The sequence below is a fragment of the Pelagibius marinus genome (assembly GCF_014925385.1).
Classification (GTDB): Bacteria; Pseudomonadota; Alphaproteobacteria; order Kiloniellales; family Kiloniellaceae; genus Pelagibius; species Pelagibius marinus.
On record NZ_JACSDK010000015.1, the window covers coordinates 34,815 to 46,501 of the forward strand.

The window sequence follows — 11,687 nt, forward strand, 5'->3', positions numbered from 1 at the left end:
TACACACAAAATCTCGACGGCCCGGCAGCCGGGGGCTGCGGGTTCAGGTCTCGGTCTCGGGCCTTGGTATGGCGATTTTTCCCCGGAATTGCCACCGCCTTTTTTGACTCACCGCGGCAGCGGCACGGGAGCTTCTAGGGCTGCTCGCCGCCGCCTTCCGAGCCGGGGCCCTCGTCGTGATGGGGGCGCCAGCGGGTCGGCCAGGGCCGGCCCAGGTCCTCCATATGGCAGCGGATGGCCTCCACCTCCAGGCGCACGGCCGCCTCCCCGGCGAAGATCAGGGTCACCGAGCCGGGATCGGAGGTGATGGTGAGGAGGCTGAGGATCTCGTCGTCGCCGCCGGGCTTGAGGCCCCGGTAGCGCACCCGCGCCACCTTGTCGAAGCAGAGGCCGCTGTTGACCCGCTCGAAGGGCGGCTGGCCCTCGTCGTCGAAGGCGACGTCCGCGCCTTCCGGCAGGGCTTCGGGCGCCGCGGGACGCTCGTCCTCGGCCGGGTCGCCGTGCCAGCGGAAGCGGTTGGCCACCAGGACGAAGCGCTTTTCCTCGGGCAGGTATTTCATGTCCCCCAGGGGTACCAGCGCGTCCTGCAGCAGCGCCGCCAGCACGTCCATGTCCTGCGGGTCGTGGGCGCGCAGCTTCAGCGGCTTGTCGTCCGATGCCTCTTGCTCGACCATGCCTCTCTTTCCTCGTCCCCTCTTCCCTCGGCCAGGCTTACTGCGGCGCCCGGCGCCGGGTAATGGCGGCGCCGCAGGCGGCCAGCTTCTGCTCCAGCTGCTCGTAGCCGCGGTCCAAGTGGTAGACGCGGTTCAGCACCGTCTCACCCTGGGCGGCCAGGCCCGCCAGCACCAGCGAGACCGAGGCGCGCAGGTCGGTGGCCATGACCTCGGCGCCGGTCAGCTGCGGCTGGCCGCGGACCATGGCGGAGGCGCCGTGAACGTTCACGTTGGCGCCCATGCGCGCCAGTTCCGGCACGTGCATGAAGCGGTTCTCGAAGATCGACTCGGTGATCATGGCGGCGCCTTCCGCCGTGGACATAAGCGCCATGGTCTGGGCCTGCAAGTCCGTGGGGAAGCCGGGATAGGGCTCGGTCATCACGTCGACCCCGCGCACCGGCCCGTTGGTGCGTTTCACGTGCAGGCCGCGGTTGGTCTCCTCGACGGTGACCCCGGCCTCCTCCAGCACCTTGATGACGGCGTCCAGGTGGTCGGCGCGCGCGCCGATGAGGTCCAGCTCGCCGTCGGTGATGGCCGCGGCCATGGCGTAGGTGCCGGTCTCGATGCGGTCGGCCACCACGGCGTGCTCGGCGCCATGCAGCTTCTCCACGCCGCGGATGGTGATCTTGTCGCTGCCCAGGCCCTCGATCTCGGCGCCCATCTTGATGAGGCACTCGCCCAGGTCGGTGACCTCCGGCTCGCGCGCGGCGTTGATCAGCTGGGTCTCGCCCCTGGCCAGGCAGGCGGCCATCAGCAGGTTCTCCGTCGCCCCCACCGAGACCTTGGGAAAGACGACCGCGGCGCCGGTCAGGCCCTTGGGTGCGGAGGCGTGGATATAGCCCTCTTCCAGGACGATCTCGGCGCCCAGCAGTTCCAGGCCGTGCAGGTGCAGGTCGACCGGCCGGGTGCCGATGGCGCAGCCGCCCGGCAGCGAGACCTTGGCCTCGCCGACCCGGGCCAGCAGCGGGCCCAGCACCAGGACCGAGGCGCGCATCTTGCGCACCAGGTCGTAGGGCGCGACCACGGAGGAGATGGTCCCGGCCTTGAGGTCCAGGACCCCTCCGTCAAAGCCGTTCTCGGCGCCGCCGTTCATGTGCACCTCGACGCCGTGCTGCGCCAGCAGGCGGGCCATTGTGGCGATGTCGGCCAGGTGCGGCACGTTGGACAGGCTGAGGGTGTCGGCGGTCAGCAGGCTCGCCGCCATCAGCGGCAGGGCCGCGTTCTTGGCGCCGCTGATGCGGATCTCGCCTTTCAGGCGCCGTCCGCCCTGGATAACGATCTGGTCCATCCGGTCTCTTTGCTTGTTACCTGGCTGCTAGAGCCGCGGCAGGGTGACGCCGCGCTGGCCCATGTACTTGCCGGCCCGGTCCGCGTAGGACACCTCCGGCGGCGTGGCGCCCTTCAGGAAGAGGAACTGGCAGGCGCCCTCGTTGGCGTAGACCTTGGCCGGCAGCGGCGTGGTGTTGGAGAACTCCAGGGTCACGTGGCCCTCCCACTCCGGCTCCAGCGGCGTCACGTTGACGATAATGCCGCAGCGCGCGTAGGTCGACTTGCCCAGGCAGATCACCAGAACGTCGCGCGGGATGCGGAAGTATTCCACCGTCCGGGCCAGCACGAAGGAATTCGGCGGGATGATGCAGACCTCAGTGTCGCGCTCGACGAAGCTCTGGTCCGAAAAGTTCTTGGGGTCGACGATGGCGTTGTCGACGTTGGTGAAGATCTTGAACTCGGTCGCCACGCGCGCGTCGTAGCCGTAGGAACTGACGCCGTAGGAGATCACGCCCTCGCGGCGCTGGGCCTCGACGAAGGGCTCGATCATGCCCTGGGTTTCGGCCATTTCGCGAATCCAGCTGTCCGGCATGATGGACATGGCCGTCACGCTCCCGTCTGTTTGAGGTTACCTGTGTCCCCGTCGGCGCCCGAAGAAGCTTCGGCGGAACGCGCGTTTCTACTGAAATGCGGGGGGATTCTCAAGCCGCCGGCGCCCCTGCCGCGCGCCTTGGCCCCGCCGGCGCCGCCGGTCCCCCGGCGGCTCAAGCGCCGCCCTCCTGGCGCTGGCGCTGCTGGGCCTTGCGCTTCCTCAGATTGTCGCGCAGGGCCCGGGCCAGGCGCTCCTGGCGGGAATCCGCCCCCTTGGCGCCGGAATCCGGTGCTCTGGCGGGCGATTCGGGGCCGGAATCAGGGCCGGAATTGGGAAGGGATTTGCGGTCGTTCGGCATGGCCCGCGACACTGCCGCCCGATTGTGGCGAGGTCAAGGCCGCTGGGGGGCGGTTTCGGGCGCCGCGCCCCGCATTAAGCGGCCATTAAGGCCCCCGCTCTAAGAACATCCCCCGGGGCCGAAAATTGCCGCCAAAACGCCCGGGATTAGCCTTGCCAAGCCCGGCCGCCGGTGGCATGTTCCGCCCCCATCAGGCCGTCAGGCTTGCGCGTGCCGCCGTAGCTCAGGGGTAGAGCACACCCTTGGTAAGGGTGGGGTCGGGTGTTCAATTCACCCCGGCGGCACCATTTCTTCCCAGAAATCCTCGAATCGCCCGCTACTGCTTCTGCTGCCAAATGGCAGAGGCCGGTAGCGCGTTGGGACAATGGCATCTACTCCCGCGTGCAAGTCACTATAATCAATCAAAACCGAATCCGGGCACAGGTGATGCTGTCTCTCCCATATGTGAACCAGGTAGGCGAAACGCATTGCGGCGCAGCCTGTCTCGAAATGATCTATTCCCACTTCGATGTGGCACGGACGCAAGGCCAAATCTGGGATGATCGAAAGAAGCCCAGAACCAACGGATACGACGAGCTCGTTATCCCAACGGTCTCCGTTGCGCTAGACGCACAAGAGCAAGGCTTGCAGGCTATTGCTTTTGGCGCCCGAGACCTAATCGCCAGTTTGAAGCAATGTGACGAAGCAGCAATTCCGGCTGTGATACCGGGCAGCCTTAAGCCCTCCAAGAATTTTCGCAACCTTGGCCACTTTAGGCTCTTTCTTGGTTTCGAACCGCCGCGCTTCAACAAAGTTCGACTTCACGACCCGCTGCACGGCGAGAATAAACTGTTAACGATCGCCATGCTGCGCTCTCTCACATCCACGAAGGACGGCGGCGAGATTTTCGGCAACTGGTTGGTAGCAGTATCCAATACCGACAAAGCTCCGCACTCGTGCGCGACATGCGGTTCTCAGATAGCAGAGACAATAGCATGTGAAAATTGTGGCTACATCCTCACGCTCGACTTGCCTCAACTACTCGGTTGCATGAGCGCAGATTGTACTGGTCGAATGTGGGTGGGTATAGGGTGCCCGAGTTGTTTCGGGCCAATGCCCGGCAGCCAAATCTGAGCGCACACCAACGGGATTCAAAGGCGGTTCGGATCATACCGCCTTATCCCGGCTAGTCCCGCTTCTTCTGGTTTTATGTGGGTTTTAGCGTGCCTGGGGTCGCTCTCGTACCGTCCCGTTTGATCCCCAATTCACGCGTCGAGGATCAACGTCAGGTGAAGTCGGTGTAGGTGATGCCGACCTCGATGTAGCGCAGCACGTCCAGGACCGTCCGCCACTTACGCCCGTTCTGGATGCCGTACAGGTACATCGTCGGCAGGATGTGCGCGTGCGGCGGCTCGCCAACGACATCGAAGTGGTATTCGTTAGAATGAATGATCTTGCTGCACGCCTCGCGCAACGTCAGCCCGATCACCCTGTCGTGGCCGAGGTCCGGCTGCAGCGTTCCGCACTCCTGATTCCGCAATAATGCGGCCCATGCGCGAACCTCATCGGTGCCCTGTCGATCAACCTCAGCCAGCACATAGTCGTCGCGGGCGCGTAGAAACGAGGCCGTCGACGCGAGGCGCACCGTTATCTCGTGCTCTTCGAACTCGTTCCATAGGTCCTGTATTCGGTCTGCCTGCCGGCCCTCAGGGAGGGCGTTGACCCGCTGGTCGGCGAGGAAGATTGCGGCAAGGAAGAACAGGTCGAGGCGCACAACGGAATTATCTAGCATCGCACCCGGGGATGCTTTCTTTCGCTTACCCGGCGGCACGTATTCCGGCATCCGTTCTCTCTGTTTCCAGGCCAACGACTGTCGAAGGCGGCTCGGGTTTTCCCGGCCTATCCCAGCGAAGCACGTTTTGAAATGAATTGCGCGGTATTCAACGTGCCGCGGCGGATCGGCAGATGTCGAGATCAGCCACGCTCAAGCGGGAAACTTTGTACAGGTAAGCTGAGGGCCGAGGTCGATGACGCGGAGGCCATCTCTGTAGCCTCGATAGGCCCGTAATGACCTCCGTCGCCGGTCTCAACAAGGTGCTGCGCCGGGCCCAAAGGGGCATCGATGTAATGCACGGTCGGCCAATTGGTCGCCACGCCGAGAACTATCACTGTTCCGCGGATGATCGTTAGGCCGTCCGGTAGAATGAAATCGTCTTTTTTCATGGTCGCACTATAGCATATTTACCCAAATCGTGCACGCCCCGCAGCCGCCCCCAATGCGTCGGGATAGCCAAAGACGATCCGGCTGCCACCATCGCCGATCAACAAGATGTCCCGCCGCGGTCGAACGTCTCCGAATAAAGCGTCAAAGTTCCCGCCGGTCAGCAGCAGGCTGGCCAGGTCCAGCACGAAAAAAGCCATCATCCTGCCGAAGCGTGCCGCCGTATAGGTCAAGAATCGCATATCTGTAGCAAAGATTGTCGGTCCCTCGAGCATTTTGGACGTGCTAGGCTTGCGCGCGAGCCGCGCAAAGCGGCCCTTCTTAGGGGGAGGCGAAGGGTGAAGTGGAGCCTTGACCTGGCGATTGCCGTGGCGCTGACCGTCGTGGTGTGGACCGGCTTTTATTTCACTTTCCCCAGCGAGCCCTTCAGCGCCATGGAGACGGTCTTCGTCCTGGTGGTGCTCTACGGCCTCACCAAGCTCGGCCACTGGGCCTGGAGCCGCTGGGGCGCGGCGCTGATCTCCGGAAAGTCGGCCCCGAAATGAGCGCCTTCCCGCGCAGCCTCGGTCCTTTCCTGCTCTGCGCCATATTCCTGCTGGGCGGCGTCTCTCACGCACGCGGCCAGCCGGCCGAGATCCCGGTGCCGCGCCCGGCGCCCGGCGAGACGCTGGAGATCGAGGTGCCGGCGGAAGCACGGCTGATCTTCGCCTTCCTGCCCCTCGAGCCGACCCCCGAAGAGTCCTACCCGGATCTGGTGTTGCGCTTTGACGACGGCGCCAGGGTGATCCTGCGCAACCTGCTGCTGGACGACCGTCCCTACGTGGTGGAGGTCGTCTTCGAGGGCATTGCGAGGCCGGCGATCGTACTCTTCGCCAATGAGGCGACCATTGGTGGAGATCCGGCAGCCGGCAACGGCGGCCACAATGGCGATCCGGGCCCGCCGGAGCTCGCCGGCCTGCGGCATACCGGGCGCAGCCTGCTGTTCCCCGGCGAGGAAGAGCGCCCCGGCCATCCCCTCTACAGCTATCTCCTCTATTCCGGCGCCCGCGAGGGCGAGCGGGAGGAGCGCCTGCGCTTCCGCGCCGCGATCGAGGCCTTCGTCGGCCAGGTGCGCAGCGCCGAAGACCTGGAAGAAGCCGGCGCCGCGCGCGAAGAGATCAATATCTTCTATGCACCGATGCGCGCCTATTTCACCGACACCACGCCGGACAACCTGCGTGTCGACTTCGCCCAGCGCAGCCCCGAGGAACAGGTCGACCTGCTGTTGCAGCACTACGACCAGGCCCGCGCAGACGTGCTGAAGGGGCGCCTGCAGCTGAGCGGCAACGGGCCCTTCATCGTTTCGGTGCTGCGCCCGCTGACCCGGGAAGCGGTGCGCCAGGACGAAGCCTTCCTGGTGCAGGACCTCTCCGGCGTGCCGCCCGAGCTGGTCGCGCTCTGGGTCGACGAGTTCAAGCGCCAGGTCGTACAGGAGGCCACGGAGACGCCGGAGCATCTGCGCCGTCTCGCCCTCAACCTGCGCACGCGCATCGCCGTGCTCGCCGAAGCCTTCGCCATCACCAAGTCGGCGGTCGCGGAGATGTTCGAAGAACCCCAGGACGCGTCGGAAGACGGCAACTGATGCGCCCCGGCAGCCCCAGAGGAGCTTCAGCGGTACCCATCTCCCGCTTCGGCAGGGGCCTGCTGATCGCCCTGGCGGCCTGTCTCGGCGCCCCGGCCGCCGAAGCGGCGGACCTGAAACAGGTTCTGAGCAAGCTGGAGCGCAATCCCGGACACCGCGAAGTCTGCCTTGCCTCGCTGGGTCCTGTCGCCGTGCCGGACCGACGGCCGCTCGGGCGCTGTGCGGCCAACCTGGTGGGTGTCCTCTACCTCGACCTGCTGCGCGACCGCGCGCGGCTCGACAACATTCGTGGCGCCATCGCGCGCCAGCGCGACCTGCTCTCGGCGGTACAACAAGGCGTCAACAGCGGCGTCTTGAGCACCGGCGACTCCCTGCTGGCGGAGATCGAGCTGAAATACTGGCAACGCCAGGAGACCGCGCTGATCGCGTCGCTGCTGCATGCCGAGCTGTTCTTCAGGGCGGTGATGGAGAGCGAGCCCTCGGAGTTCGTCAAGCCGCGCCTAGCGCCTTCGGCCTGGCCGCGCGACGAAGCGGTCGCCCTGGCGGCCCTGGCCCAGCAGGAAGATATCCCCGAAAAACAGCTGCCCGAAGTGCAGATCGCGCTGCAGCGCGCCTGGATCGACTACGAAGCCGCGCGCCGGGACTACGACCTGCTGCAGCCGATGGAGTCCTTCGCCCGCACCCTGGCTGGTGCGACGCGTCAGCAGTACGACATCGGCCAGGTCAGCACGGCCACGCTGCAGGACCGCTGGCGCGACGCCACCCGGCTGCGTGACGCCCTGCTGACGGCCGAGTACCGCCTGCTTGCAATCCAGTTCGACATCATGGAACGGCTCGGCCGCCGCGCCGCCCTGGAATAGGGCGAACGCGGCGGCGCAGGCCGCTACGGCAAAGACGCCTAGCGCTGGAACTCGATCTCCACGCGCCGGTTGCGCTGTTCAGGGGCCTCGGTCATGACGACCGGGTTGGCTTCACCCAGGCCGCGACCGACAATCCTGGCGGCGTCGACGCCGCTGCCGACGAGCAACTCGATGACCGAGTTGGCCCGCCGTTCGGAGAGGACCTGGTTGTAGGCCTCGGCGCCCGAGAGGTCGGTATAGCCGGTGATGTTGATCGCTCCCTCACCGGTCTTCCCCGCCGCCTCGACCACGTCGGCGAGTTCCGTCTGAGCCTGCGGCGTCAGGGCGGCACTGTCGAAGTCGAAGTAGACGACGAAGGGACCGGGCAACGCCATCGGCGCGGGCGCCGGGGGCGGCGGCGGCGGCGCCGGGGCGGCCATCGGCTTCGGCTCCAGCCGCTCCATCGCCGCGATGAAGCGGTTCTGGCAGGCCGCGATGTCATCCAGCTGGAAGTTTTCCTCCTGCTCCTGCATCCAGCAATCGAAGCTCACCTGGGCTTCCGCCGCGTCGGCGGGCTGCCTGCCTGCCGCGCCACCGGACAGCGCGGTGACCAGGCGCTCGCGCGCGCCGGTCAGGGTGCCGACCTTGTTGGACGGTAGTTCGCGTGCGGCAATCTCCTCCGGCTGGACGCTCTCGCCCCGGGCCGCCGCCATCGAGCGCTCCGCGAAGCGGTCGGAGTCGATATAGTCCGCCTCGTCGAACTCTTTCTGGGAGAGGTCCAGATAGCCGCTGGAGAGGGCGCGGTCGAAGGCGTTCCCCTGCTGTGGAACCATCTGCGCTTCCTGCAGGCCGAAGCCGGCACAGCCGGACAGCAGGGCGAGCCCGGCCGCGGCCAGGAAAATACGTATCGTACGATTCATTATTGACGCTCCCGTTTCTTGTTTTTAGAGCACCGGCTGCCGTTGGGACGCCGGCACCGTTCCAACTTCCCCGCCCGCGCGGCGTTCTCCCATCACGCCGCGTGGCGGGATCAGTATCTGTCGATCAGGGCTCCAGCTTGATTTCGACGCGCCGGTTGGCCATCTCCGGCGCCTGTACGTCGACGACAGGATCTGCCTTGCCAAGGCCGCGGCCCACGATCTTGCCGGCCTCGATACCGCTTTCGACCAGGAAGTTGATCACCGCGTTGGCGCGCTGCTCGGAGAGCACCTGATTATAGGTATCCGCACCCACCAGATCGGTGTAGCCGCTGATGTCGATGACCCCGTAGTCGTCCTTCTTCGCCGCCGAGACCACGTCGGCCAGCGCGGTCCGCGCGTCCGGCGTCAGGCCGGAGTCATCGAACTCGAAGTGCACGGTGAAGGCCTGGGGCTTCGCCATCATCGGCGCGGGCGCCGGGGGCGGCGGTGCGACGGCGACCTTCGGCTGCTCCTCCAGCTTCGCCATCGCCATCATGAAGTTGTTCTTACAGGCGGCGATGTCGTCCGCCTGGAAATTCTCCTCCTGCTCCTGCATCCAGCAGTCGAAGGCGATCTGCGCATCGGCGGCTTCCATGGGCTTGGCCTCCGCCGCGCCGGCGGACTTCGCCGTCATCAGGCGCAGGCGCGCCGCCGTCAGTTCGTCGACCTTGTCGTCCGGCAGGCTGCGCGAGGCGATCATGTCCGGCTGCACCGCCTTGCCGCTGCCCGCTTCCATCGCCTTCATTGCGAAGTTGTCGGAATCGCTATAGTCGCCTTCCTTGTACTCACCTTCCGAAAGCGCCAAGTAACCATCGTAGAGACTGCGGTCGTAACTCGAACCCTGGGGCGACATGGTTTCGGCCTTCTGCAGCTCGGTACCGCTGCAACCGGCCAGCAATGCAACCCCAGCCGCGGCCAGGGCCATGCGAAATGCTCCATTCATTGTCTGATGCTCCCGTTGTTATCTCGTTCTCTGGCAGGGCCATCGGCGCTACAGCCTCGCGGCCGCCTGCCCCCTCTCTGTGTTGATACCCATGACACCGGGGCGCTTTGCCTTCTCGGTTACAACCTGACGTTTTAGCCGAACCTTCCTGGCCGTTGTCCGCTTGAACGCCCCGGCCCCTGAGGCCGCCGCATGACCAGCACGGTGCCCCCAGACTTCAGCTAATCCATCATACTGAGCATAGTAGTCTATTCGACTATTTCTTCACCTGTGCAGGTGAAAAATGCCTGTCCTACTTGGCCGCTTATCCAGGCCTCTCCCATTCAACCCTGGCACAGCTAAATCTCTGGAGAACAAGGGAGCAAGGGACAAAAATGGACATCGCCGGGCCGCCAGAAGAAGAATTGTTTCCTTTCTTCGTCCGATCGGGTCGAATTCGATCACAACTAAAGGACGAGTTTTGCGCCCGCCACCGGACCGGGCGCCGTCGCCCTCCGGGCGATATCCGTCACGCAGGCGCCCCGACCCCGCGGCCCCCAGCCCTGCATGCATAGGGTGACAGGCCCGAGCAATGGGCATCCCTCCCATTGTCGGATGGTGCTATGTGGGATGACTCCTGCCGGTCCCCTCAGCGGGTCCTTCGAGAGCCGCCTAGAGATTCCGCGAGTATCCCATGGGGACCCTCCTCTCCTTCACCGCCCTCTTCGTGTCGATCTACCTGGTGCAGTTGGGCTCCGGCTCGCTGGGGCCGTTGGACGCCCTCTCCGGCGCGGTCATCGGCTTCAGCACCGAACAGATCGGCCTGCTGGGCTCGGCGCACTTCTTCGGCTTCTTCCTGGGCTGCTACGTGACGCCGCGCCTGATCGGCAACATCGGGCATTCACGCGCCTTCGCGGCCGCCGCCGCCATCGGCGCCATCGGCGCGCTGCTGCACCCGGTCCTGCAGGGGCCCTACGTCTGGGCGCTGCTGCGCGTCTTCACCGGCCTGGCGATCGCCGCCGCCTACACGGTGGTGGAGAGCTGGCTGCACGCCAAGACCGGCAATGACAACCGCGGCCGGGTCTACGGCGTCTTCCGCGTGGTCGACCTGGCCGGCGCGCTCTGCGCCCAGGGCCTCATCGCCTTCCTGGAGCCGGCGAGCTATGCCGCCTACAACCTCATCGCCATGTTCTGCTGCCTCTGCCTGCTGCCCCTGGCGCTGTCGCAGCGCGTGGCGCCCGACACGCCCAAGGCGCCGCGCCTGCGCCCGATCAAAGCGCTGCTGCTGTCGCCGGCCGCGGCCCTGGGCATCATCGTCGCCGGGGTGACCGGCGCCGGCTTCCGCATGGTGGGGCCGATCTACGGTGTCGAGAACGACCTGAGCCAGGGCCAGATCGCCGTCTTCCTGGCCTCGGCCATCCTCGGCGGGGTGGCGGCGCAGTATCCCGTCGGCTGGGTCGCCGACAAGACCGACCGGCGCCACGTGCTGCTCGGCCTCTCGGTGCTGGCCGCGGGCAGCTGCCTGGGCATCGCCACCCTGGTGCCGCCCGGCGACGCCGGGAGCCTCTACCTCGGCGCCTTCATCTTCGGGGTCACGGCCTACCCGATCTACTCGGTCTCCGCCGCCTACGCCAACGACCTGGCGGAGGCTGACTTCATGGTGGAACTGAACGCCGCCCTGATCTTCTTCTATTCCCTGGGCGCCATCGTCAGCCCGACGATCTCCGCCTGGCTGATCGCCCTGGCAGGCCCCTCGGCCATGTTCGTCTTCATGGCCTCGGTCCACGTGGCGCTGGTCGTCTTCACGCTCTACCGCATGACCCGGCGCGCCGGCACCGAGCCGCGCACGCCCTACCGCTACGTCCCGCGCACCTCCATGCTGCTGGGCCGCATGTTCAAAGGTGCGAACGGCAGGAACGGCAAGGGCTGAACTGTCGTCAGTTCTCGTAGCGGAAGCCGAGCTTCACCCCGACCTGGTAGTGGCCGACGTCGCCATCGACGATGTGGCCGCGGATCTCAGAGACCTCGAACCACTCCAGGTTCCGGAGGCTCTTGGAGGCCGTCTTGATGGCATTACGGATGGCGGCATCGAGGGACTTCGGCGACGAGCCGTAGACCTCGGTGACGGAATAGACGTGATCGGACATGGCCGGGCTCCGCTTTCTGCTGGTTGATATCACCGCCAGTCTAGCGAAAGCGGCGCCAGCCGTCGCG

At 65.8% G+C, this 11,687-nt stretch carries 14 protein-coding genes and 1 tRNA gene; 6 read left to right on the forward strand and 9 right to left on the reverse strand.

Going from position 1 to position 11,687, the window contains the following annotated elements:
- Positions 1-134 precede the first annotated feature (134 nt).
- From H7X47_RS17910 to H7X47_RS17925, 4 genes are all read right to left on the reverse strand, one after another.
- A complete protein-coding gene (locus H7X47_RS17910; protein WP_193370097.1) occupies positions 135-674 on the reverse strand; it encodes a DUF2948 family protein in 540 nt (179 codons plus the stop codon).
- A 37-nt stretch (positions 675-711) separates the two neighbouring features.
- Entirely contained in the window at positions 712-2,001 is a 1,290-nt protein-coding gene (gene murA / locus H7X47_RS17915) for a UDP-N-acetylglucosamine 1-carboxyvinyltransferase (protein WP_193370098.1), read from the reverse strand.
- Positions 2,002-2,028: 27 nt separating this feature from the next.
- Positions 2,029-2,583, reverse strand: a complete 555-nt coding sequence (dcd, locus tag H7X47_RS17920) for a dCTP deaminase (protein WP_193370099.1) — start codon at positions 2,581-2,583, stop codon at positions 2,029-2,031.
- Between the two features lie 163 nt (positions 2,584-2,746).
- Entirely contained in the window at positions 2,747-2,932 is a 186-nt protein-coding gene (locus H7X47_RS17925; protein WP_193370426.1) for a hypothetical protein, read from the reverse strand.
- Positions 2,933-3,144: 212 nt separating this feature from the next.
- On the opposite strand from H7X47_RS17925, the gene H7X47_RS17930 reads away from it, so the two are divergent.
- Together H7X47_RS17930 and H7X47_RS17935 are read left to right on the forward strand one after the other, a co-directional pair.
- A tRNA-Thr gene (locus H7X47_RS17930) sits at positions 3,145-3,219 on the forward strand.
- Complete coding sequence (locus tag H7X47_RS17935; protein ID WP_193370100.1) at positions 3,194-4,045, forward strand: papain-like cysteine protease family protein; 852 nt, start codon at positions 3,194-3,196, stop codon at positions 4,043-4,045. Before H7X47_RS17930 ends, H7X47_RS17935 begins: the two co-directional genes overlap by 26 nt.
- 151 nt (positions 4,046-4,196) lie before the next feature.
- Here H7X47_RS17935 and H7X47_RS17940 read toward each other — a convergent pair whose 3' ends face one another.
- Both H7X47_RS17940 and H7X47_RS17945 read right to left on the reverse strand, forming a co-directional pair.
- Positions 4,197-4,754, reverse strand: coding sequence for a hypothetical protein (locus H7X47_RS17940; RefSeq protein ID WP_193370101.1), 558 nt, complete (start codon positions 4,752-4,754; stop codon positions 4,197-4,199).
- A gap of 398 nt (positions 4,755-5,152) precedes the next feature.
- The gene (locus tag H7X47_RS17945) at positions 5,153-5,365 is read right to left on the reverse strand and encodes a hypothetical protein (protein WP_193370102.1); all 213 of its coding nucleotides are present in this window, start codon (positions 5,363-5,365) and stop codon (positions 5,153-5,155) included.
- A 105-nt stretch (positions 5,366-5,470) separates the two neighbouring features.
- Between H7X47_RS17945 and H7X47_RS17950 the strand changes: the two genes are divergently transcribed.
- Genes H7X47_RS17950 through H7X47_RS17960 form a run of 3 tightly spaced genes read left to right on the forward strand, consistent with a single transcriptional unit; the run spans position 5,471 to position 7,613 of the window.
- Positions 5,471-5,677 (forward strand): hypothetical protein, encoded by a 207-nt coding sequence (locus tag H7X47_RS17950; protein WP_193370103.1) that lies wholly within the window; start codon positions 5,471-5,473, stop codon positions 5,675-5,677.
- Complete coding sequence (locus H7X47_RS17955; RefSeq protein WP_193370104.1) at positions 5,674-6,753, forward strand: hypothetical protein; 1,080 nt, start codon at positions 5,674-5,676, stop codon at positions 6,751-6,753. The genes H7X47_RS17950 and H7X47_RS17955 overlap by 4 nt, the downstream gene beginning before the upstream one ends.
- The gene (locus H7X47_RS17960) at positions 6,753-7,613 is read left to right on the forward strand and encodes a hypothetical protein (RefSeq protein WP_193370105.1); all 861 of its coding nucleotides are present in this window, start codon (positions 6,753-6,755) and stop codon (positions 7,611-7,613) included. The genes H7X47_RS17955 and H7X47_RS17960 overlap by 1 nt, the downstream gene beginning before the upstream one ends.
- A 38-nt stretch (positions 7,614-7,651) precedes the next feature.
- On the opposite strand, the gene H7X47_RS17965 is transcribed toward H7X47_RS17960, so the two are convergent.
- Together H7X47_RS17965 and H7X47_RS17970 are read right to left on the reverse strand one after the other, a co-directional pair.
- Positions 7,652-8,512 (reverse strand): OmpA family protein, encoded by an 861-nt coding sequence (locus tag H7X47_RS17965; RefSeq protein ID WP_193370106.1) that lies wholly within the window; start codon positions 8,510-8,512, stop codon positions 7,652-7,654.
- Positions 8,513-8,636: 124 nt separating this feature from the next.
- On the reverse strand, positions 8,637-9,494 hold the full coding sequence (locus H7X47_RS17970) for an OmpA family protein (protein ID WP_193370107.1): 858 nt from the start codon (positions 9,492-9,494) through the stop codon (positions 8,637-8,639).
- Positions 9,495-10,167: 673 nt separating this feature from the next.
- On the opposite strand from H7X47_RS17970, the gene H7X47_RS17975 reads away from it, so the two are divergent.
- Positions 10,168-11,403, forward strand: coding sequence for an MFS transporter (locus tag H7X47_RS17975; protein ID WP_193370108.1), 1,236 nt, complete (start codon positions 10,168-10,170; stop codon positions 11,401-11,403).
- A gap of 7 nt (positions 11,404-11,410) precedes the next feature.
- Here the strand turns inward: H7X47_RS17975 and H7X47_RS17980 are convergent, their stop codons facing one another.
- Positions 11,411-11,620: a dodecin gene (locus tag H7X47_RS17980; protein ID WP_193370109.1), complete on the reverse strand. Its 210-nt coding sequence runs from the start codon at positions 11,618-11,620 to the stop codon at positions 11,411-11,413.
- Between the last annotated feature and the right edge of the window lie 67 nt (positions 11,621-11,687).